Raw genomic sequence first — 20,015 nt, 5'->3', positions numbered from 1 at the left:
TGGTGGGCAGCCGCATAGGGGAGCATCCCGCCGGGCACCTGGACCAGATCCTGGCCGGGACCTGACCCTACCCACCATTCTCTAAGAAGCCGCATGGCGGCTTCCCCAACGACGGTGGGCGACCCCCAGGGTGGTTCGATCGGGGTATGAGCGACATCGGGAACCCCACAACAATCGTGTCCGCCGAGCGTGAGGTAGCCGCCGGGGCCGCGCGGATCTTCGAATTGATTGCTGACCCGGCGCAGCAGCCCCGTTGGGATGGGAACGACAATCTCGCCCACGCGCAGCCCGGGCAACGGGTCCGGGCGGTCGGAGACGTCTTCGAGATGACGCTCACCCACGGAGTCGTCCGGCAGAACCAGATCGTCGAATTCGAGGAGGCGCGCCGAATCGCCTGGCTGCCTTCGGAACCCGGCGCACAGCCGCCCGGGCATCTATGGCGCTGGGAGCTGGAGCCGTTGGGCGACAACCGGACCCGCGTGCGGCACACCTACGACTGGACCAATCTGGCCGATGAGAAGCGCCTGGTCAGGGCGCGAGCCACCACCCCGCAGATGCTGCGGGGATCGGTGGATCGGCTCGCGGCGCTGGCCGAAGAGGAATGAGCGGGCCGTCATCCCCCTCGTCGAACCACTTGCTGGTCAGTGAATGCCGGTGGTCGCGGCGCCGGTGAGGAACTCGCCCGCGACCGGGGCGAGGAGCCCGATGTTCGGGTTGTGGCTCAACTTCGGCACCTCCCGGTGAATCGCATTGGGCAGCACCGCCGCGATCGCCGCCGCGCCGGTACGCAGCAGGGCGCCGCTCTTCGCCCCGGAGATGACCAGGGTCGGTGCGGTGACCCCACTCCAGTCCGCGGCGTCGAGCGCCGTGCCGCGCATATACGGCCCCATCACGGCCCAGTCGTGGGCGGTCGACGGCGCGGTGGCGAGCATGCTCTTCCACATCGGCGTGAACCGCATGATCGCGGTGAACATGCGCGGCATGCCCATGGCCTCGGTCATGTAGAACTTGACGGTCTCCGCGCGCCGGTCGGCGGCGATCAGCTCGTGCAGCCGGTCCTGCAGATCGGGTGAGGGCACGAAGTTCTCGTCGTCGACGACGAAGGGCGGCTCGAACGCGACCACCCGGTCGATCCCCGGCACCCGCGCCGCGGCCCGCAGCGCGAGACCGGCTCCGGATGACCAGCCGAACAATGCCGCCGACCCGCCGGCCGCCTCGACCAGTGCGGCGATGTCGTCGATCTCGTTGTCGGCGTTGTACTCGCCCGGCGTATCGGTGCTGTCGCCGCGGCCGCGCCGGTCGTAGTTGATGACGGTCAGGCGGTACGTTTCGGAAAGCTGCTCAGCCAGTTTCACCATCTTGGAGAATTTCCGCTCACCGAAGGCGCCACCGATCAGGATCACCGTCCCGGCGTCCCCACCGATGTAGCGGTCGAAGGCCAGCTCGATTCCGGCGGGGGTGGTGATGGTCTCCATGGTTGAGGCCCTTTCGTTTCGTCGATGCGCGATTGGGGTTCGCGTGTTCGGTGATGTGGACGGCGCCAGGCGTCGAAACTCATCGCCGCACGCAGATCTGGCTGATATGGCGACGATTCACGAGCCCCGGCGCCTGCCGCACGGAAGACCTAAGCTGGCCGCGGGCAAATGTACGCAAGGACACCAGGAGTGGACACATGGCTACACCTCGCGACGCGCTGCTGGATCTGCGGCGGGCCGCCTCGGCGGGACTGCTCGATCTCGACGGGTCCGATCCCGCTTCGAGCGATGCGGTCCAGGCGCGAGAAACCCTGCTGGAGCCGCACTTCGGTGCCGTCGCGTGGTCGGTCCCGCCGAGCTACCGGGCGCTGCTGGCGGAGCACAATCGGCTGCGCTGCCTTCGGGAGGAAGACGACCGCGAGTGCGAGTTCGTGCTCGTGGACGAGAAGGAGCTGGTCGAGTTGAACGCCGATCTGGTGCACATGCCCGAGGGCGTCAGTCGCGAGCCGGGTCGGTACCTGTCGACCAATCACCTGGTCGGTTTCGCCGAGGCCGGGTATGAAGCGGTGTGGTGTTTCGATGTCGCGCAGCCCGGCGCGGACGGCGAGTACCCGGTCTACTACCACCACCAGGACGAGCCGCGAGCGCGCTATGTCGAGGACGGTGCGTGGGAAGAAGAGGCCGACGCCATGCCCGACTTCCCGTCCTTCACAGCCTGGTTCGAGGCGATGGCCGCGGCCTTCACCGCCCCGCAGCCACCGGATTGGCTCGACGAGATGGGCACCCCGGCCCTGGTCTGGCTCGCCCGTGACGGGATCTTCCAGGCCCGGAACTGATTCGGTGCGGCGGGCGGGTCGTTCCGAGTCACTCGGGGTTCCCGCCCGCGGTTGAATCGATATCGCCGATCGCGCGCGTCAGACGTGACGCGGCTTCGCTGTCGTCGTGAACCGACAAGGCCTGGTTGACGATCAGCCAATCCGAGATGTCATCGCCGCCGACGTACTTGCGAAAGCAGTTGTACATCGCGTAGTACGCGAACTCGACCGGGTCGGGGAAGGTCAGATCGTCGTCTTGCAGCGCGGCGATGGGCTCGAGGTACCGGCTCCCGACATCCGCGAGATCCTCGCCGGCGCGGGCGGAAAGCAGCGCGTCGGCAGGAAGCTCGACATCCACGTGATGCCGCATTCCGACGACCGAGTCACGGTAGCGAAGCTGGGCAGGCTTGCCTTGGGTGTAGCCGATCCAGGTCGACAGCGCGTCCTCGCACAGCGACAGGTGAACCTGCCGTCGGCGATCGGCTCCCAGCTGGAAGAACAGTTCCCTCGGCGTCATGTCCGAAGGGTACGGCCTTCCCGACCTCGAACCGATCTACGCACCATGCCGGTCGGTAGGGTGGCGAAATGCGTTTCAAACCAGGGGGATTAGAAGGACGGACCATCCCGGCAGCCGTCCTGACACCCCGCAGGCTCCGAACGGTCATGAACCTCGCCCCGTCCCTCCTGTTCCTCGGAGTACGAGTCGACCGATTCGCCGACGACTGGACCGCCACCGAGGTGAGCCTGAAGGTGCGCCGCTGGAACTCCAACCACAATGGCGCAGCACCGGGCTGGTCCCTGTTCGCGATGACCGACCCGTTCTTCGGAATGATGGCCCACGGTCAACTCGGCCAGGGCTATCGGATCTGGAACACCACCGCCGACATCGAGTTCATCGCCCCCGGCCGCGGCACCGTCCGCTCCACCATGCTGATGCCCCACGAACTGATGGACGACATCCGCCGCACCACCGCCGACGGCTCGAAATCCATCACCGAGCATGAGACCCGGATCGTCGATTCGAACGGCGCTCTCGTCGCTCGCGCACACCAGACGCTCTACGTCCGGAAGAACGCGCAGTAGTAGCTGCCAGGAGCCAGTCGCGCCGCGGCCCGATGTCGGAGTGCTCCGATAGGGTCCGGGGCGTGACCGATCGTGAGACTTTCGCCCCGCTGGTGTTCTTCGAGTACGACCACAAGCCCGGGCACTACTGCCTGATGCTGTCCGACAACCACATGCTCTCCGCCGAGGCCGTGTTCGCCGAGTTCGGTTACGACGGTGGCGGTTACGGCTGGGCCGGTGTCGCGCGGTCCGCGGTGGCGATGCGGGCGCCCGAGCTGGCGGAGCGGCTCAACTATGACCCCGAGGCTGGAATGTTCGTCGCCTATGGGGATGACGCGGAGGCGCTCCAGCGACTCGGGGCGCTCTTGCAGGAGGCGCATCGAGACTCGACGGTCCTGTCCGGGTTCATCGCGGGCGGCGACCCCGAGTGGTTCGACTGACCGGTGACGGCGAGCCGTCCGTACGATCGCTGGTGTGACCGACGACAGCGCAGTCAGCACCGTGGACCTCGGCATCGCGATTCAGAACCTGCACGACGATCTCGCGGCCTGGCTGGGTAGCGAGGCGGAGCTCGCGGTGTTCGAACGCTTCGCCGCCGCGCAGGATCCAGGGTTCACCATGGTGAGTACCGACGGGTCGGTGGTTGCGCGCGAGGCGCTCCTCGCTGGCCTGCGCACGGCACGGAATGCCGTGCCTGGTCTGCGGATCGAAATCGACGAGGTTGTCGAGCTGAACCGAGTGGGCGGTATGATCGTGGTTCGCTTCCTGGAAGTCCATCACAGCCGGAACGGCAGCGCCGCGCGCCGAGTGACCGCGGTGTTGACCGCCGAACCGGACGGCTACCTGTGGCACTCCGTCCACGAGACCGCGATCAACTGACGCACGGTTCGACCCCTCCGACGCTGATTGGTTGAGTCATGAACACGAACGCTCTGTTCTTCGGCCTGGCGGTAACGGATTTCGCGGCAGCCGACCACTGGTACACCCACCTGTTCGGTCGCGCCGCCGATGTCGTGGTGACACCCGGGATCGAAGCGATGTGGCAGCTGGGCGACACCGTGTTCGTCTACATCGTGGTCGACCCCGAGCGCGCCGGCCGGGCGCTGGTGAACATCGCCGTTCCCGACCTGCAGACCGCCGTTGCCGAAATCGGCTCACGCGGTATCGATCCGGGCCCGTTCATTCTCGTCGGGCCGGACGGTGCGGCCGGTCGCAAAGCTCCGTACATCGATCCGGACGGCAACGCGATCTTCGTCATCGAGATCGCGGGAGCATGAGTGGTGTGAGCGGGCGCTGATCTTCGACGGAATCCGAACGGAGTGGACCCTACAGGGACGAGTAGTTCCGAAGTGCGTCCACGATGAGCGCGGCTCCGAAGAGTACGAAGAGGACTCGAATCGACATGGGGCCGAAGCGGGTCAGGGCGCGGACGAATCCCCGGTAGAACCGCTGTACGCGGGCTGAGCGGCGGGTTGCGGCGAACAGCACCAGGAGTGGTGGCAAGAGGGCGATGAGGCAGTAGGCGGCCACGATCAGGGGCCACAGGGTCGGGCGTGGTTCTCGGATCGTGAGCATCGCCAGTGCAGCCAGGTAGGGGACCGCGGTTGGTGCTTGGGCGAGGCCGATCGCGGCTCCGATCAGGCCCAGGAGTAGTGGTCGTCGTCTGGCCTCGATGGCCCAGGGTGGGATTTCGTTGGCCGCGTGGCTCGGTAGTCGAAGTGCGCCGAGGATCAGCAGGAGCGCGCCGATGATGAGTTCGGCCCAATAACGAATGGTCGGCGTGATGTCGAAGTGGATGAGATCTGTCAGGAAGCCGAGCCCCAATACGGTGCAGATCCCGAATGCTGTTGTGACGGCGAAAAGTCCTGCGATGAAGCTCAGAGCCCCGGGAACCGGTGAGCGACGACCCAGCCGGCTGTCGACGACCACCGCGGCGGTGATCCCTATGTTCAAGACGTGCAGGGAATCGAGGAAGGCGAACCCCGCGAACGCCAGTAGGAAGATCAGCATGACCCAACCGACCATACAGACCGGCCACCTCACCCGGATCGCCCCGATGAGCTCACGTGCGGCGTTCAGTCGAAGTAGAACGTGTTCTATATTCGGGGGTAACCGTTCCGCGAGCCCTCGGGAGTTCACTACATGTACCAGTGGTCCGACGAAGACCTGATGTTCCGCGACGCGCTGCGTGGGTTCATCGACAAGGAGATCAAGCCCAACGTCGAGCAGCTGGAGAGTGGGGCGCTGCCGCCTTTCGACATCATCCGGAAGCTGTATGCCACCTTCGGGCTGGACGAGCTGGCGAAGGAAGGCCTGGAGAAGGCGTTCGCGAAGGAAGAGGGCGGGAACACCGGAAAGCCCGGCAAGTCGGGTGGCGGGTTCAGCGGGTCGGGCAGCATGGGGGTGATCCTCAATAGCGAGCTGGCGGGGATCAGCCTGGGTCTGGTGGCCTCGATGGGTGTGAGCCTGGGGCTGACCGTGGGCACGATTCGCAGCCGCGGCACGCTGGCGCAGAAGAAGCGGTGGCTGCCGGAGCTGGTCACCTTCGAGAAGGTCGGCGCGTGGGCGATCACCGAGCCCGACTCCGGGTCGGACGCGTTCGGCGGCATGAAGTCGTACGTGCGGCGTGACGGCGAGGACTACATCCTCAACGGTCAGAAGACCTTCATCACCAATGGCCCGTACGCCGACGTCACCGTCGTCTACGCCAAGCTGGACGAGGGCGACGGCGTCGACAAGCGGGACCGCAAGGTGCTGACCTTCGTGCTCGACAAGGGCATGGAGGGCTTCACGCAGAGCAAGCCGTTCAAGAAGATGGGCATGAACTCCTCGCCGACCGGTGAGATGTTCTTCAACAATGTCCGCATCACCCCGGACCGGCTGCTGGGCGAGACCGAGACCCCCGCCAAGGGCGACGGCAAGGACAGCGCCAAGGAGTCGTTCGCGGCCGAGCGGATCGGCATCGCGTCGCTGGCGCTGGGCATCATCAACGAATGCCACCGGCTCAGCATCGACTACGCGAAGTCGCGCAAGCTGTGGGGCAAGGAGATCGCGCAGTTCCAGCTCATCCAGCTCAAGCTGGCCGAGATGGAGATCGCGCGGATCAATGTGCAGAACATGGTGTTCAACGCCATCGAGCGCACCGCGGCGGGGGAGAAGGTGTCCCTGGCCGAGGCGTCGGCGATGAAGCTGTACTCCTCGCGCGCGGCCACCGAGGTCGCCATGGAGGCGGTGCAGCTGTTCGGCGGCAACGGCTACATGGCCGAGTACAAGGTCGAGCAGCTCGCCCGTGACGCCAAGTCGCTCATGATCTACGCGGGCAGCAACGAGATCCAGGTGACCCACATCGCCAAGGGCCTGCTCGCCGGCTAGGCCGTCGCCGATCGGCACGCCCGCGGGCTCACCCCATCAGTGTCTCGATGAGGTTCGCGCTGCCCGCGGGCGTGCACAGCGACACCGCACCGGTGTGCGGGTCCACCAGCGCCGACCCGAGATCCAGTCGCGCGCTGATCAATTCGAAGAACCCGGCCAGCGACGGCGCGACCACCGCGCGCACGGCCGGATCGGGTCCGTAGGTGATGACCTGGGCCGCGGTGCCGAACGGCCCGGGGCTGGTGTCCACCGCGAAACCGCAGTCGCCGTCGTCCGCGGTGAACGGCACCCACCCGGGCTTCCAGAACTTCCGCGACACCACGCCCGGTTCGGGGCAGTGCACCCAGCGGTCGCAGTCGACGCCCGCGCGGCGGAAGGATTCGGCCGTGCGCTCCTGCACGGTCTGGATCGCGATGATCTCCTCGACTCCCAGCAGCCGGTGCAGGAAGAAGCCGCCATCGTCGGTGCCGTCCGCGACCGACAGCATGGCGACCAGCGAATCCGGCAGCGGCCGACCGAAAGCCGCGCGATAGTTCGCCAGCGCCGCCCGGGACGCGGGCGGGCGGAAGTGTTCCCGGATGCCCAGGGAAGCGGCCTCCATCCAGCCCAGGATTCTGGAAAACGCGGACCCTGTATCGAGTGATGGCACGCGGGACTCCTACGAGATCGCCTGGTAGCGGGGCACTCTGGTGTGGAAGTCGACATCGGCCCGGACCGCGGCCGGTGCGGGCGTCATCGACGGTCCAGCCGGGAGGCATACGGAGCGCCCCGAGGCGTCCAGGCCTGGGCTTGTGTCGAGAGCGCTTGTTTCAGTGGTCATTTCGAGCTGCCTTCGATCGGAAGGGTCCACACGTGGCGGACGCCGCTGTGGTGGAGCCGCTCGCGGATGCCGGTCGCCGTGTCCGGGTGATCGGTGAGGGCGAGCAGGCATCCACCGAGACCGCCGCCGGTCAGCTTCGCGCCCAGTGCGCCCGCCTCCAGCGCGGCCGCGACACCCCGGTCCAGGATGTGGCTGCTGACGCCGAGATTCGCGAGGAGTTCGTGGAATGCGGTGAGCGACCGCCCGACTGCCTTCCAATCGCCTTGGGCCAGCTGGGTAATGGCGCTCTCGGTCAGCGTCTCCGCCGACCGGAGCAGCTCCAGCCCGCTCTGCCCGGTCAGCCGCGCCGAGGCGATGCCGACCGCCTCTCGGGTACCCGCGCCGACACCGGTGTCCGCGACCAGCAGCAAGGCCCGCCCAGCGATCGGGATCGGCGCATGGACGCCCGCCCGGAACTGGATGGGGCCGCGGGAGACCGCGGCCGCCGCGTCGACGCCGCCGGCCCGCCCGTGCGAGTGCTGCCCGCCGACTTGGACGAAGGCGGCCAGATCCGTGTCGCTGAGCGATTGTTCGACCAATGCGGCGGTGGCGCGGACGGCCGCCGCGGTCACGGCCGCACTGGAGCCCAGGCCGCGCGCGACGGGTATGCGGGTGTCCGTGCGCACGGTGAGCGGCGTGCCCGTGATCTTCCAGCGCCGCAGGGCCGCGTCGACGGCGAGCTCCGGACCGGTACGGGGGCGGAAGCCGGGACCGCCGATGCGGAGAACTCCGGGCCTCCCTTCCGGAACCAGTCGCGCGGCAGCGGAATTCGACGCGTGAGCGGCTCGCGCGTGCGCGGTCATGGCGGGAATCGGCAGTGCGATGGCCGCACTGCCGTGCACCACCGTGTGTTCCCCGATCAGGATGACTTTCGCGTGGGCGCTGCCGTCACCGACCCGGTGGCGGGGAGACACGATCGCCATCAGAGTTCCCGATGGGTGGCGGCGTGGGCCGGTGCGAGGAGGTCCTCGGAAATCTGTTCCGCCGGTACCGCATCGATCGCCTGGGACAGATAGCGCTCGGCCTGTTCCATCGCGGCGTCGTGCCCGCTCTCGTCGTCCAGCATGGTCGTCAATCGCGCGACCGCGCCCGAATCCAGCGGCTCGTCGGAGTCGTAGCACCGGGTGAGCTCGGCCGCGTCGGGACCGCCTGCCTCGATGGCCGCGATGGCCGGCAGGCTGCGCTTGCGCCGGGCCAGCAAATTGGTGGCACGATGTCCGGAGCCGGTCCGGCGGCGAGCTGAAATGTCCATCTACAAACTCCTGCTGGGGGTGGTTGAGCATGAGCGGGTAGAGCGATATGGACTCCAAGATAGGTGTGTAGCAAACAATCCGCTACGCATGGTTGCGCATGAGAAGAATGCTCCGCGCGCATAATTCGCCTCGGCGGGTCGGCCGACGGCCCCCGGGATGCGTGGAAAGCGCCTCGTCAGCAGCAGTGAAGCACTATCGTTTCTCATCGCTCACGCAGTTGTGGGCGATAAGTGAGGAGCACACTTTCATGAAGAATTCCCACCGCGCCGGCATCGGCGCGACGGCCATCGGCGCAGCGGCCGCCGTCGCCGCGCTGACCGCCCCCAACGCCAGCGCGTTGGTCAACTCGATCACCGTCAGCGACGCCAAGGTCTGCCTCAACAAGGCCACCACCGTGACCGTCGCCGTCACCCCGACCTCGTTCCTGTTCGATGTCTCCCTCAGCGACAACGACGCCTCGGTCGGCAATGCCAAGGTCTCCAACAGCCAGGCCGTCTTCTCCTGGACCCCGACCACCGTCGGCTCGCACACCCTCAAGGCGATCCAGGAAGTCATCAGCACCAAGACCATCACCGTGGACGTCGTGGACTGCACCCCGATCCCCGGCCCCGGCACCGGCTCGTCCGCGAGCAACCCGCTCGCCGGCCTGCTCAGCAGCCTCTCGGCCAAGTAGCGCGCCGCGAACCCGGGGGTGCGGCGCGCGGCCGCGCCTCCGGGCCTGGATCGGCCGCGCCTCCGGGCCTGGATCGGCAGAGCCTCTGGGCCTGGATCGGCTGAGCCTCCGGGCCCGCATCGGCCGCGCACGGTCAATTAATTGATCAGTTAGCCTGACCTGATGGCGCTACGAAACGCGGTGCTGGCCGCCCTGCTGGACGGTGAGGCCTCCGGCTACGACCTGGCCAAGGGTTTCGACGCCCCCGTGGCGAACTTCTGGGTCGCCACCCCGCAGCAGCTGTACAAGGAACTCGAGCGGATGGCCGCCGACGGGCTCATCGAGACCCGCGTCGTCGAACAGGAACGCCGCCCCACCAAACGCTTGCACGCCATCACCCCCGCCGGCCGGGCCGCGTTGCGCGAATTCATCGCCGAGCCGGCCAAACCCACCGCCATCCGCGACGAGATGATGGTGAAGGTCCAGGCCATGGAACCCGAGGACGCCCCGGCCGTGCGGGCCGCCGTCGCCGCCAAACAGGAATGGTCGCGGGCGCGACTGGCCCGCTACGAGCGGCTGCGCACCCGGATGCTGGACGGGCGCAGCGAACAGGCATACCTCGCCGAAGTCGACCGGGTCGGGCCATATCTGACGCTATTGCGCGGAATCTCCCTGGAGCAGGAGAACATTCGGTGGGCCGAGTTCGCGCTGTCGGTCATCGAACGGCGAATCGGGGCCCGCGCGTAGTGTTTCCGCGCGGGCCCCGGTGCCGCTTCAGTTCGACCGGAGCTCCTCGATGGCCTTCCGCAGGCGGTCGTCGGCCCCGTCGTCGGCGGGAGCCGCCATCACGACGCCCTCCGCGAGCCCGTCGTAGCGCTCCCGCAGGAGTCCTGGCAGCGCGGCGTAATCGCCGCAGACGAGCAGGGTGTCCAGCACATCGTCGGTCATCACCGCCGACAGCCGGCCCCACCGCTGCGCCTGTGTCAGTTCCCGCAGCCGGTCGAATAGTTCGGGCAGGCCGAGCCGGATGAGCGTGGGTTTGTAGGACGGCGTGGAGTAGAGGAACGCGAGCAGGCGGCGCATCCGCTCGCGTTCGCGATTCACCAGCTCGGCACTCGCACCGGTGGCGACCGGCGCGGAGGCGTAGATCGGGGGCGTGGCCCGCGCGCCCTCGACCGCACCCGCCACCAGGGCAGGTCGCACCACGTCGCGCAGATAGCCCGGATCGGCGTTGGTGGAGTGGGTGATCACGCCGTCGGCGAGTCGTCCGGCCAGCGTGCACATTCCGGTGTTGACCGCGCCCAGCAGCACCGGAGGGGCAGCCATCTCGCTGGGCCCGGGGTTGAAGTAGGGCTGCATGCGCGTGAGCCGGTAATGGTCGCCCTCGTAACGGACCGATTCACCGGAAGCGAAGGCCGCGAACAGTTCCCGCACGGCCTCGACGTACTCGCCCATCCGGCCGACCGGTTCGGTCCAGGGCATGGCGTACCGGTCTTCGATGTTCTGTTTGATCTGGGTGCCCAGCCCCAGTTCGAACCGCCCGCCCGAGAAGCTCGCGAGATCCCACGCGCTGTAGGCGACCAGGGTGGGGGAGCGGACGAAGGCCAACGTGATCGCCGTGCGCACCGTGATACGGCTCGTGTGTTCGGCGGCCAGCAGCGCCACCGCGAAGGAGTCGTGGATCGTCTCGGGAATATGGATGCCGTCGAAGCCCAGGGCCTCCATCCGGCGCGCCACCGCGGGCACCTGCGACAGGGGCAGGCGCGGATCCAGGGCTGCGAAAACTCTCATCGGCCGTCTTCCTCGGGTGTCGCGTGTTGTCGACGCCGACGGTAGCGAACCGGTGGGTCCGGGTTACATTTGCGCGGTCCGCATTCCTCTGCGAAAGGGTCACCCATGTCGATCGCCGCTGACAAGGTCGTCTCCATCGAATACACCTTGACGGCCGACGACGGCGAGGTGCTGGACACCTCCGTCGGCGACGAGCCGCTCACCTACCTGCACGGCGCGGACAACATCGTGCCGGGCCTGGAACAGGCGCTCGAGGGCAAGAGCACCGGGGACGAGCTGACCGTCGTGGTCGAGCCCGAGGACGGCTACGGCGACTACCTGGCCGAACTGGTCAGCAGTGTGCCGCGGGACATGTTCGAGGGCGTCGACGAGCTCGAGCCGGGCATGGAGTTCCACGCCGAGGCCCCGGACGGCGAATCCCAGATCGTGGTCGTCCAGCAGGTCGACGGCGACGAGGTCATCATCGACGCCAACCACCCCCTGGCCGGTCAGCGGCTCAACTTCGCGGTCAAGGTGGTCGACGTGCGCGACGCCACCGCCGACGAGCTCGCCCACGGCCACCCGCACGGCGACGACGACCACCACCACTGATCCTCCGCCGGGTCGGTTCGCCACGAACCGGCCCGGTGAATCCTCCGAATTCCGGTGCGGCCGACAGGGTTCGTTTTTCGGCCAATCGGCCGATGTCGCCTCCGGATCACGCGGTCTGTGACTACGTTCTCGATAGCAACGAGTGGTCCTGTGCGCGTGGCCGGAGGGATCTTGGAGACCACATATCGCCTGTCCCTGCACAGGTTCGCCATCACCGAACTGACGGCGAACGGGTTGGATACCGACTGGTTGCTCCGAGAGACCGGTATCCCGCACTGGTCCATGGATGACGGGGATATCCAGATCCCCAGCTCGGCCTATGCGCGCATGTGGGACGTGGCCGCCCGCGCCCTCGACGATCCGCTCGTCCCCGCCCGGGTGGGCTGCCGGTTCACCCTCGGCGCGGGCGGGCTGTGCGACTACCTGTTCTCCACCTCGGCCACCATCGGGGAGGGCCTGGCCACCGTCGGGCCGTTCATCAGCGATATCACCACCAACCACCGGCTGTCCCGCACCCAGGAGGACAACGGTGACATCACCTTCGGCTTCGAGATCATCGAGGGCGACGACACCGCCCGCGACCTGACCCACCTGTGGGCGGTCGTCTCCCTGCGCGGGCGGGCCCGCCGAGTCGCGGCGGGGCCGTTCGACGCGGTCCGGGTCCGACTGCGGCAGCGGGCCCCGCGCAACCACACCGATCTGCACGACCTGGTCGGCACCCGGGCCATCGAGTTCGGGGCGTCGGAGGACTCCATCACCTTCCGCGCCGCCGATATGGACGTACCGCTCACCACCGCGGACCCGGTACTGCACGCCATCCTCGAGAAGGTCGCCGCCACCGTCCCGCCGCCGCCCCCGCTGGCCAGCGCCTGGGTGGATCAGGTATCCGAGGCGCTCGCCGAAGCCCTCGTCGCCGGCGACGCCTCGCTCGCCACCATCGCACGACGACTCATGGTGAGCCGCCGCACCTTACAGCGCCGGCTGACCGAGGCGGGCACCACCTGGCGGCAGGAACTCGACCGCGCACGACTGGAACGACTGCGCCGCGCCGACACCGCCGGAAAGCACCTGGGCCGGGCCAGACAGGCCGAAATCCTGGGATATTCGGGCCCACAGGCGATTCGGCGGGCCGCCCGGCGATGGGAGTCCATCGTCGAACGCCGCGTCTCGGACGGTCCCGTTCCGGCGGGACGCTCCTGACGCGCACCGCGCACAGCGTGGGGCACGACGAACAGCGTGAGCATGGGCGGTCAGCGTGAGCGCATGGGTGCCCGCGCGGTGAGCACGACCTCGGACCCCGGACCCCGGAGCCCGCCACGCCGTGGCCATGTCGACCGCGACCACTCCCGCACCCACGATGCCGAGTCGGCGCGGCACCTCGCGGGCACTGGTGGCCTCACGAATGGTTCACGGTCGCAACGCATCCAGACCGGGCAGCGATCGGTGTGAGGGTGCGGAGCGATCGGCGCGGCCGGACATTTGATCAGCGGGGCCCTGGACCGTCGTCGAAGCGCACGCGGGTCGGATGGCGGGGCGCTCGGCCGTCGTCGCGGACCGCGTACAGGCCCGCGAAGCACGGATTTGCTTGCGGCATGGGCATATCCAGCAGCAGCGGGTCGAGCACCAATGCCGTGCGAGGCGCCTCGAACATGAGGTCGCGGACGCCGAGCACCACCGCGATGCCCTCGTAGACCGGATCGGCGGCCACCGTGGTCTCGGCCCGCTTGATGGGCCGGCGCATCTGCACAGCGTCGCGCTGCACACTGACCAGCGCCCCGATGTCGTGTTCCAGGGCGAAACGCCGGATTTCGACGGGCAGCATGGAATCGTCACGCACCAGCTCGATCTCGTCGCCACGCCGCTCGATCGTATGGCGGGCCAGCGAGCAGGACCGCTCGGCGAACCGGATCGCCACCTCGAACGCCTGCCGGACCGTGGGCTGACTCATGACCGCGCGTTCGATCGCGCCGATCTGTGGGGGATGGCAGGTGAGTCCCGCCATGAGGCCGAAGCCCGCCTCGTCGCCGATGCCGTGCACGATATTTCGGATCACCGCCACGTGCTGGGTGAAGGTGATCTCGGTGCCGGGGTGGGCGAGCTGCACGTCGCGGATGCCGGTGTGCCGCAAGATCGATGCGATCGACAAGCCACGGCCCAGCGCGAAATCCACCAGTAGTGCGGTAGTGGAGATCGGGCGCATTCGGAGCCCACGCTGGGCCGGCCTGTGATTGATCACCGGTGTTGCCTCTGGTCCTCGGGATTGCCACCGCCGCCCGGCTGACGCACCTGGCGCGGCGGAGCGGTGAGAGGTCTCCGGGTACACCCGCGGCGCGGCCGGTGCGCCCGGATCCCGCTTCCAGCTTCGTGAATCGCGGGCAACACGGCCAGCCCCGATTGCGCCAAGGCTCCGCTGATTGCGCCATCCTGTGCCCGCGGGTCTGGCGCGGATGTCCGAAATGGGCACCCGCGGGCCGGAAATCGATCTTCATCGGGACCGGTGCCGGGAGGAATGCGGGGCGGCGGTGGGGGAGCGGCGTGGTGCACCGGGGGTGTACCGGGATGCGCGGAGTTGTCCCAGCACCAACGTCTCGTGACCGAAAGCGCAGTGGCGAAGAGACTATGGCAATCTTGCAGTTACGTCATCGCAGGGTGATCGATGAACCCCGCCGGGCAGCGAAAACGACCGCAGGTATCGAAACCTGTTGCGGCATACCCACGTTCACCTCTCGCTGTGGTCGAGGAGCCCTGCGACCGGAGGGCCCGCACCTGCGGACGGTCGCGCGCTGATCGGCGGGCCCGGCTCACTTGGGCGCGATGGCCTGTGCGGGGAAGTCGCGGTCGGGAGTGACGCTGTGCCCGTCGGATCCGAGGGTGAGCGTCACCACGGACGGGCCGCCCGACGGGCAGCAGTTCGCGTCGTTCCCGGCGAGCCAGCGGTACTGCACCTGCACCGTGCGATCGGAGGATCCGACCACGCTCGTGTAGGAGGTGGACCGTTTGGTCGCCGTGCCCAGGTAGCCGTCGTGGTTGAACAGCATCACGTGCCAGGGTGAACTTGCGGTGCCGTGCGGAGTCCCGGCCCGGATCCACAGCAGTGCGGGGCAGGAGCCGACGGCCGCGTCGGTGCCGCTCTCGGCATAGAACCCGTCCCCGCCCACGCCGCCGCCGAGTGTCGTGAGCGCCTGCGTGACCACCGGCGACGTCAGGCTGACGCACCGGCCGTTGGCCGCGGTGGCGGGCGCGGTGTCCGCCGGCGGTCGTGAGTTCCCCTGGGACTGTGTCGGATTACCCTGGGGCTGTGTCGGATTCTCCGGCGAGTGCGCGGGGACGGTGGCCGGCGCGGATCCCCCCGCGCTGACGGTGGTGGCGGGTGCCTGCGATCCACCGCTGGGCGTCGTCACCTCGTCCTGGCAGCCGGCCACCGCCAGGCTCACGGCGGCGGCCGCCGCGACGATTCCGATGATTCGTTTCACGGGTAGTCCTTTCAGATGAGAACCCCGGGCCACGGAGCCCGGGGTTCCTCAGCCGGTCGCCTGTTCCGCGACCGCGATATCGCTCAGAAGCAGTACGGGAACTTGCACTTGCCCGGTTCGTTCGGCCCGAAGATCGCCGCGATCAAACCGTTGATCACCACGTCCGCGCCCGCGGACCCGGTGCTGATCGCCACGTCCTGGACACCCGCGACCGACTCGGGCTGCGCGGCTTGGGCCGTCGCGGTCGCGGGCGCGCCGATCAGCGCGCCCGCCGCGAGAACCACCAGAGACTTTCGAATCATGTTCCTACCCTTTCGCCAACCTATCGTCGACAGTAGGAACCGGGGTCCGTGCGGTCCATCGGACGAATGCCCTATTTCTTTCCGATAGGGCACCCCGTGCCGGTCACAAGGACGTGTGCCGGGCCAGCTCGACGCGATTGCTGACGCCGAGCTTGGGAAAAGCCCGGTACAGGTGGTGGCTGACGGTTTTCGGGCTGATGAACAGCTTGGCCGCGATCTCCTTGTTCGTCGCACCGGCCGCGGCGAGCCGGACCACCTGCAGTTCCTGCGGCGTCAACGCGGCAGTCTCCGCGGCCAGGGGCGTCTCCGGCCTTCGCGCCAGATCGCCCGCGGCGCGTAATTCGTTGCGGGCATGCGCCGCCCACGGAATCGCACCGAGCCGCTCGAAGGTCTCGACCGCGGCGCGGAGCTGCGTCCGGGCCTCGCCGATGCTGCGTTCGCGGCGCAGCCACTCGCCGTAGAGCAGCGCCGTTCGGGCGTGGTCGTACCAGAGTCCCTCGGCGGCCTGCAGTTTCAGCGCCCGCGCGTAGGCGTCGCCGTCGGAGTGCAGCATGGCCTGACAGCGAACCGAGATCGACTCGGCGAAAGGCGAACCCAGCGCCGCCGACCACCGCTCGATCTCCTCCACCGCGTGCGCCGCCCGTTCGGGTTGGCGCGCGCGCACCGCGGCCTCCACCAGATCGCGCAGCAGGTGCAGCCAGTGGCCGCGGATCCGGTTCGGAATACGGTGCAGGGTGTCGAGGCGATCCAACGCCGGTTCGTAGCGCCCGTGCCCGAGATCGACCAGGGCCCGCGCCCATTCGTGGTTGACGTGGTTGATGAAATTGTCCTGCCCGTGCGATCGGCGCGGGTGATCGAGCAGTTCCAGGCAGCGCGGCTCATCCCCGCGAATCCCGGCGATGAGTGCGAGATAGCCTTCGCCGAAGCCGATCTCGCTCAGCTGACCGATGTCCCGCGACACCCGCACGGCGTGCGCCACCTTCTCCTCGGCCTCCCACAGCCGGCCCAGCATCAGGTCCGCCGCACCGGCGTAGATGGCCCCCGTCGCGAACCGCCCGACCCGGCCCTGGCACTGCGCGGTGTCCGAGAAGCGCTGCGCCAGCGCCTGGGCGTCCTCGAGATCGCCGATCAGCATGGCCTGCCCGGTCGCGGCCAGCACCAGGGCCGGATCGTCGGAACGATAGCTCTCGGCGATGGTGGCCCGGATCCGCGTGACGCCCTCGGCGAGCTCGCCGGAATGCAAATTCAGTGCTCCGTCGAGCGCGCGTAGGAACGCCGACCGCTGTTCGGGCGGCAAGCGCAGCTCCGCCAGCTGGGCGCGCGCGTGGTAGGCGGGCGCGGGATCACCCAGCACCCAGGACGAGCGGGCCGCCTCCATGAACAGTGGTCCGGCGCGCTCGGGGTCGATCGCGGCCACCTCCTCGGCCGCCGCGAACAGCGAATCCTGCGACCCGCGCAGGTCGCCCTGTTCGTACGCGATCAGCGCCTTCACCCAGCCCAGCCGCGCTCGCTCGTCCGGAGCCAGCGGCAGCTGCCCGGCCGATCGGCCCAGTTCGGCGGCGCGCTGATAGGCGCCCGCGGCGGCGGCCCATTCGATCGCCAGAAGTATTCGGCGGTTACGGTTTTCGAGATCCGTGGTCAGGGCGGCCGCCCGCTCCGCGGCCGCCGCGGCCGCCGAGTAACCGGCTCGATCCACAGCGCGAAACGCCGCCGATTCCAGCAATGCCGCGATCTCCTCGTCCGGGCCGACGGTCGCTGCCGCCAGATGCCAGGCGCGGCGATCGGGGTCATCGTCGGACGCGGCGGCCAGTGCGGCGTGCATGGGCCGGCGCTCGGCGAACGACGCACCGTGATAGACCGCCGCCCGCACCAGTGGGTGGCGGAACCGAATCGTCTGTGCGGTGACGTCGATCAGGCTCGCGGCCTCAGCCTCGGCGATGCCCTCCGGATCGACGCCGAGGGCGTCGAGCACGCGCAGCACCAGTCGCAGATCACCGGCCGTCTCCGCCGCGGCCGCCAGCAACGCGGTGCGCGACGCGGGCGAGAGCTCCGCGATCTGGTGTCGATAGCCGCTGGACAACCGATGTGGCAGGGGCAGCGGCCCGACCGGCAGCGCGTCCAGATCCATTCGCGGAAACTCCAGCAGCGCCAGCGGATTTCCCGCTGCCTCCCGCAGCACCCGCTCCCGCATATCGCGGCGCAGCCCCGGCCAGTTGTCGGCGAGCAGCCGCGCCGAGGCCGTGGTGTCCAGCGGCGGCAGATGAAGGCCGGGCACGCCCGGCAGGACCGCCTCGGCGCGGCTCGCGAACAGGATCACGATGCCCTCGGCGCCGAGTCGGCGCGCCGCGAACCGAAGTGCTTGCGCCGAAGCGGAATCCAGCCACTGAACATCGTCGACCGTACACAGCACCGGGCCGCCCTCGGCCAGTTCGGCCAGCAGTGACAGGGTCGCCAGACCGACCAGGAAGCGGTCGATCGGCTCGGTCGCGACCCGCAGCCCGATCACCGCCCGCAGGGCATCGGCCTGCGGGCCGGGCAGGGCATCCAGCGGCAGGGCGTCGACATGACCGCCGGCCGCCATCAGCAACTCCTGCAGTCCCGAGAACGGCAGCTCCGAATCGCCCTCCACGCCCGCGCAGCGCAGCACCCGCCAGTCGCCGCCGGTGAGCTCCGCCGCGCGGTCCAGCAGCGCTGTCTTCCCGCCACCCGCGTCGGCCACGATCTCCACCGCACCGCTCTGGCCGTCCACGGCCCCGTTCAGCAGCGTGGTGATCCGCTGTTCCTCGTGTGCGCGGCCATACAGCATGTCCCCCAACCTATATGGCCACGCTGCCTACTCGGTGTCGGTGTAGGCGGCGCGCAAAGGCATGGTGTTCGCCGCTGGCGCTGGGCTATTGCCGAGCCGGCGCGGCGGTGAGCGGGCCGCGTGGTGGGAGATAGCCGCCGCGCGGCGCGTTCGCCGAGCTGAAACGAACCCCGCGCGGACGGGTCGCCCAACCATCGAACCGGTCGTGATCGGGCGGGATCACGTGGCGGGTGTCTAACGCACCTGACGGCCGACGGCGTTCAAGTGGCCCAGGGCCTGAGCGTAGGAGGTGAGGAGCGTGGTTTCGGCATAGGGAATAGCGTGCTCGGCGCAGAAGGCTCGGACCATCGGCTGGGCCGAGCGCAGGGCGGCACGCGGCATGGAGGGGAACAGATGGTGCTCGATCTGGTAGTTGAGGCCGCCCAGTGCGAGGTCGATCAGGGCGCCGCCGCTCACATTGCGTGCGGTGAGGACCTGGCGGCGCAGGAAATCGGTGTTGTCGCCCTCGAGGAGGACCGGCATCCCCTTGTGATTCGGGGCGAACGTGAAGCCCATGTAGAAGCCGAACAGACCCTGATGCACGGCGATGAAGACCAGCGCCTTGACCGGCGACAGCACCAGGAACACCGCCGACAGGTAGAGGACGGCGTGCGCGACCAGGAACGCCCCTTCTCGGACCCGGTTCCGGATCGGCCAGGTCAGGACCGCGCGCACACTGGAAAAGTGCAGGCTGCCCGCCTCCAGCAGCAGCATCGGGAAGAACAGCCACGCCTGATAGCGGAAGATGAAGCGCCGCCAGCCCTTTCCGGTGACCGCGCGCTCCGCCGAGTGGGCCAGAATGCCGCCGACATCCGGATCCTCACCCTCGGTATTGGGGTGCGCGTGATGGCGATTGTGGTTGCTCGTCCACCAGCCGATGCTCACACCGGTCGCCAGATTGCCGACGAACAAGCCGAACCAATGGTTGGCCCGGCGTGTCCGGAAGACCTGCCGGTGCCCGGCGTCATGTCCGAGGAACGCGACCTGCGCGAACGCGACCGCCAGGAACACCGCCGTCCCCAGCTGCCACCAGGAGTCGCCGATCGCCGCGAACGCCGCCCAGCCCAGCGCGAAAACGCCTACGGTGAGACCGGTTTTCCACCCGTAGTACCGCAGGCGCCGTTCCAGCAGGCCCGCCTGCCGTACGCGCCGCATCAGGGCCGCGTAGTCGCTGCCGCGCGAGGCGTAGTCGCCGTCGCGGGCGGGCGTGAGGGCGGGCGTCACCGGGGCGAGGGTCTGTTCCCGCTCCGCCGGGCGGCGTCGTTCCGTGAGGATTACCAAGGGTTCTGCACATCCTGCTGTCGTGGTGCGTGGCGGACCCGCGTACCCGGCACCAGGGTGCCGCGCCGCGGCCACCATCAGATGAACGAACGTGCGAGGCGGCGGCACAACTGCATGACGGTTTCGCGACCGCCAGGTGGTCTTCGGCGCCGGAGCCGATCCGGATGTGACAGTACTGTCGCCGTGATCCGCGCTCCGAAACGGGTTCCTGTGCGGTCGCTTTCGAGTATTTTCGCAACACATT

The 20,015-nt window shown here is 68.5% G+C and carries 23 protein-coding genes; 11 read left to right on the top strand and 12 right to left on the bottom strand.

Annotated features, from left to right (window positions below; genetic code table 11):
• The first annotated feature begins 146 nt into the window (after positions 1-146).
• The gene (locus ACFYTS_RS20785; protein WP_387306410.1) at positions 147-605 is read left to right on the top strand and encodes an SRPBCC family protein; all 459 of its coding nucleotides are present in this window, start codon (positions 147-149) and stop codon (positions 603-605) included.
• A 36-nt stretch (positions 606-641) separates the two neighbouring features.
• Here the strand turns inward: ACFYTS_RS20785 and ACFYTS_RS20780 are convergent, their stop codons facing one another.
• Positions 642-1,475, bottom strand: a complete 834-nt coding sequence (locus ACFYTS_RS20780; protein ID WP_357289609.1) for an alpha/beta hydrolase — start codon at positions 1,473-1,475, stop codon at positions 642-644.
• 197 nt (positions 1,476-1,672) lie between these two features.
• Between ACFYTS_RS20780 and ACFYTS_RS20775 the strand changes: the two genes are divergently transcribed.
• On the top strand, positions 1,673-2,311 hold the full coding sequence (locus tag ACFYTS_RS20775) for an SMI1/KNR4 family protein (protein WP_387306408.1): 639 nt from the start codon (positions 1,673-1,675) through the stop codon (positions 2,309-2,311).
• 28 nt (positions 2,312-2,339) lie between these two features.
• Here ACFYTS_RS20775 and ACFYTS_RS20770 read toward each other — a convergent pair whose 3' ends face one another.
• The gene (locus tag ACFYTS_RS20770; protein ID WP_387306406.1) at positions 2,340-2,807 is read right to left on the bottom strand and encodes a hypothetical protein; all 468 of its coding nucleotides are present in this window, start codon (positions 2,805-2,807) and stop codon (positions 2,340-2,342) included.
• 146 nt (positions 2,808-2,953) lie between these two features.
• Here ACFYTS_RS20770 and ACFYTS_RS20765 point away from each other — a divergent pair, with 146 nt between their 5' ends.
• The 4 genes from ACFYTS_RS20765 to ACFYTS_RS20750 all read left to right on the top strand — a co-directional run bounded on the left by ACFYTS_RS20765 (position 2,954) and on the right by ACFYTS_RS20750 (position 4,629).
• Positions 2,954-3,373 (top strand): DUF4442 domain-containing protein, encoded by a 420-nt coding sequence (locus ACFYTS_RS20765; protein ID WP_387306404.1) that lies wholly within the window; start codon positions 2,954-2,956, stop codon positions 3,371-3,373.
• A gap of 62 nt (positions 3,374-3,435) precedes the next feature.
• Entirely contained in the window at positions 3,436-3,792 is a 357-nt protein-coding gene (locus ACFYTS_RS20760; protein ID WP_357289598.1) for an immunity 51 family protein, read from the top strand.
• Positions 3,793-3,826: 34 nt separating this feature from the next.
• The gene (locus ACFYTS_RS20755; RefSeq protein WP_387306401.1) at positions 3,827-4,231 is read left to right on the top strand and encodes a hypothetical protein; all 405 of its coding nucleotides are present in this window, start codon (positions 3,827-3,829) and stop codon (positions 4,229-4,231) included.
• 38 nt (positions 4,232-4,269) lie between these two features.
• On the top strand, positions 4,270-4,629 hold the full coding sequence (locus ACFYTS_RS20750) for a VOC family protein (protein WP_387306399.1): 360 nt from the start codon (positions 4,270-4,272) through the stop codon (positions 4,627-4,629).
• A gap of 49 nt (positions 4,630-4,678) precedes the next feature.
• Here the strand turns inward: ACFYTS_RS20750 and ACFYTS_RS20745 are convergent, their stop codons facing one another.
• Positions 4,679-5,362 (bottom strand): GAP family protein, encoded by a 684-nt coding sequence (locus ACFYTS_RS20745; protein WP_387306397.1) that lies wholly within the window; start codon positions 5,360-5,362, stop codon positions 4,679-4,681.
• A gap of 132 nt (positions 5,363-5,494) precedes the next feature.
• On the opposite strand from ACFYTS_RS20745, the gene ACFYTS_RS20740 reads away from it, so the two are divergent.
• Positions 5,495-6,724: an acyl-CoA dehydrogenase family protein gene (locus ACFYTS_RS20740; protein WP_379096346.1), complete on the top strand. Its 1,230-nt coding sequence runs from the start codon at positions 5,495-5,497 to the stop codon at positions 6,722-6,724.
• 28 nt (positions 6,725-6,752) lie between these two features.
• Here the strand turns inward: ACFYTS_RS20740 and ACFYTS_RS20735 are convergent, their stop codons facing one another.
• The 3 genes from ACFYTS_RS20735 to ACFYTS_RS20725 all read right to left on the bottom strand — a co-directional run bounded on the left by ACFYTS_RS20735 (position 6,753) and on the right by ACFYTS_RS20725 (position 8,835).
• On the bottom strand, positions 6,753-7,325 hold the full coding sequence (locus ACFYTS_RS20735) for an SMI1/KNR4 family protein (protein ID WP_387306395.1): 573 nt from the start codon (positions 7,323-7,325) through the stop codon (positions 6,753-6,755).
• Positions 7,326-7,540: 215 nt separating this feature from the next.
• Positions 7,541-8,506, bottom strand: coding sequence for a mevalonate kinase (gene mvk / locus ACFYTS_RS20730; protein WP_387306393.1), 966 nt, complete (start codon positions 8,504-8,506; stop codon positions 7,541-7,543).
• Complete coding sequence (locus ACFYTS_RS20725) at positions 8,506-8,835, bottom strand: hypothetical protein (protein WP_387306391.1); 330 nt, start codon at positions 8,833-8,835, stop codon at positions 8,506-8,508. Before ACFYTS_RS20725 ends, mvk begins: the two co-directional genes overlap by 1 nt.
• 248 nt (positions 8,836-9,083) lie before the next feature.
• On the opposite strand from ACFYTS_RS20725, the gene ACFYTS_RS20720 reads away from it, so the two are divergent.
• A complete protein-coding gene (locus ACFYTS_RS20720; RefSeq protein WP_357289575.1) occupies positions 9,084-9,509 on the top strand; it encodes a hypothetical protein in 426 nt (141 codons plus the stop codon).
• A 162-nt stretch (positions 9,510-9,671) separates the two neighbouring features.
• Entirely contained in the window at positions 9,672-10,235 is a 564-nt protein-coding gene (locus ACFYTS_RS20715) for a PadR family transcriptional regulator (protein WP_387306389.1), read from the top strand.
• A 27-nt stretch (positions 10,236-10,262) separates the two neighbouring features.
• Here the strand turns inward: ACFYTS_RS20715 and ACFYTS_RS20710 are convergent, their stop codons facing one another.
• Positions 10,263-11,279: a TIGR03617 family F420-dependent LLM class oxidoreductase gene (locus ACFYTS_RS20710; protein ID WP_387306387.1), complete on the bottom strand. Its 1,017-nt coding sequence runs from the start codon at positions 11,277-11,279 to the stop codon at positions 10,263-10,265.
• A 105-nt stretch (positions 11,280-11,384) separates the two neighbouring features.
• Between ACFYTS_RS20710 and ACFYTS_RS20705 the strand changes: the two genes are divergently transcribed.
• Together ACFYTS_RS20705 and ACFYTS_RS20700 are read left to right on the top strand one after the other, a co-directional pair.
• A complete protein-coding gene (locus ACFYTS_RS20705; RefSeq protein ID WP_357289567.1) occupies positions 11,385-11,870 on the top strand; it encodes a peptidylprolyl isomerase in 486 nt (161 codons plus the stop codon).
• Between the two features lie 171 nt (positions 11,871-12,041).
• Entirely contained in the window at positions 12,042-13,070 is a 1,029-nt protein-coding gene (locus ACFYTS_RS20700; RefSeq protein WP_387306385.1) for an AraC family transcriptional regulator ligand-binding domain-containing protein, read from the top strand.
• 283 nt (positions 13,071-13,353) lie between these two features.
• Here the strand turns inward: ACFYTS_RS20700 and ACFYTS_RS20695 are convergent, their stop codons facing one another.
• The 5 genes from ACFYTS_RS20695 to ACFYTS_RS20675 form a co-directional block, all read right to left on the bottom strand.
• Positions 13,354-14,070 (bottom strand): AraC family transcriptional regulator ligand-binding domain-containing protein, encoded by a 717-nt coding sequence (locus ACFYTS_RS20695; protein ID WP_387306383.1) that lies wholly within the window; start codon positions 14,068-14,070, stop codon positions 13,354-13,356.
• 601 nt (positions 14,071-14,671) lie between these two features.
• Positions 14,672-15,343, bottom strand: a complete 672-nt coding sequence (locus tag ACFYTS_RS20690; RefSeq protein ID WP_387306381.1) for an LppP/LprE family lipoprotein — start codon at positions 15,341-15,343, stop codon at positions 14,672-14,674.
• An 83-nt stretch (positions 15,344-15,426) separates the two neighbouring features.
• The gene (locus tag ACFYTS_RS20685) at positions 15,427-15,645 is read right to left on the bottom strand and encodes a hypothetical protein (protein ID WP_357289556.1); all 219 of its coding nucleotides are present in this window, start codon (positions 15,643-15,645) and stop codon (positions 15,427-15,429) included.
• A gap of 103 nt (positions 15,646-15,748) precedes the next feature.
• Positions 15,749-18,451, bottom strand: coding sequence for a LuxR C-terminal-related transcriptional regulator (locus ACFYTS_RS20680; RefSeq protein ID WP_387306379.1), 2,703 nt, complete (start codon positions 18,449-18,451; stop codon positions 15,749-15,751).
• A gap of 234 nt (positions 18,452-18,685) precedes the next feature.
• Entirely contained in the window at positions 18,686-19,771 is a 1,086-nt protein-coding gene (locus ACFYTS_RS20675; RefSeq protein WP_387306377.1) for a fatty acid desaturase family protein, read from the bottom strand.
• Positions 19,772-20,015 lie beyond the last annotated feature (244 nt).

Origin of the sequence: Nocardia sp. NPDC004151 (assembly GCF_042874235.1) — a bacterium.
Classification (GTDB): domain Bacteria; phylum Actinomycetota; class Actinomycetes; order Mycobacteriales; family Mycobacteriaceae; genus Nocardia.
Note: the sequence above shows the minus strand (reverse complement) of the source record. Positions and strands in the feature narration are given on the sequence as shown.

Coding starts and splice junctions, on each gene's coding strand:
- ACFYTS_RS20720 (WP_357289575.1), top strand. CDS start 9,084: ATGAAGAATTCCCACCGCGCCGGCATCGGCGCGACGGCCATCGGCGCA.
- ACFYTS_RS20750 (WP_387306399.1), top strand. CDS start 4,270: ATGAACACGAACGCTCTGTTCTTCGGCCTGGCGGTAACGGATTTCGCG.
- mvk (WP_387306393.1), bottom strand. CDS start 8,506: ATGGCGATCGTGTCTCCCCGCCACCGGGTCGGTGACGGCAGCGCCCAC.
- ACFYTS_RS20745 (WP_387306397.1), bottom strand. CDS start 5,362: ATGCTGATCTTCCTACTGGCGTTCGCGGGGTTCGCCTTCCTCGATTCC.
- ACFYTS_RS20680 (WP_387306379.1), bottom strand. CDS start 18,451: ATGCTGTATGGCCGCGCACACGAGGAACAGCGGATCACCACGCTGCTG.
- ACFYTS_RS20740 (WP_379096346.1), top strand. CDS start 5,495: ATGTACCAGTGGTCCGACGAAGACCTGATGTTCCGCGACGCGCTGCGT.
- ACFYTS_RS20785 (WP_387306410.1), top strand. CDS start 147: ATGAGCGACATCGGGAACCCCACAACAATCGTGTCCGCCGAGCGTGAG.
- ACFYTS_RS20765 (WP_387306404.1), top strand. CDS start 2,954: ATGAACCTCGCCCCGTCCCTCCTGTTCCTCGGAGTACGAGTCGACCGA.
- ACFYTS_RS20695 (WP_387306383.1), bottom strand. CDS start 14,070: ATGCGCCCGATCTCCACTACCGCACTACTGGTGGATTTCGCGCTGGGC.
- ACFYTS_RS20725 (WP_387306391.1), bottom strand. CDS start 8,835: ATGGACATTTCAGCTCGCCGCCGGACCGGCTCCGGACATCGTGCCACC.
- ACFYTS_RS20780 (WP_357289609.1), bottom strand. CDS start 1,475: ATGGAGACCATCACCACCCCCGCCGGAATCGAGCTGGCCTTCGACCGC.
- ACFYTS_RS20770 (WP_387306406.1), bottom strand. CDS start 2,807: ATGACGCCGAGGGAACTGTTCTTCCAGCTGGGAGCCGATCGCCGACGG.
- ACFYTS_RS20705 (WP_357289567.1), top strand. CDS start 11,385: ATGTCGATCGCCGCTGACAAGGTCGTCTCCATCGAATACACCTTGACG.
- ACFYTS_RS20710 (WP_387306387.1), bottom strand. CDS start 11,279: ATGAGAGTTTTCGCAGCCCTGGATCCGCGCCTGCCCCTGTCGCAGGTG.
- ACFYTS_RS20685 (WP_357289556.1), bottom strand. CDS start 15,645: ATGATTCGAAAGTCTCTGGTGGTTCTCGCGGCGGGCGCGCTGATCGGC.
- ACFYTS_RS20735 (WP_387306395.1), bottom strand. CDS start 7,325: ATGGAGGCCGCTTCCCTGGGCATCCGGGAACACTTCCGCCCGCCCGCG.
- ACFYTS_RS20775 (WP_387306408.1), top strand. CDS start 1,673: ATGGCTACACCTCGCGACGCGCTGCTGGATCTGCGGCGGGCCGCCTCG.
- ACFYTS_RS20715 (WP_387306389.1), top strand. CDS start 9,672: ATGGCGCTACGAAACGCGGTGCTGGCCGCCCTGCTGGACGGTGAGGCC.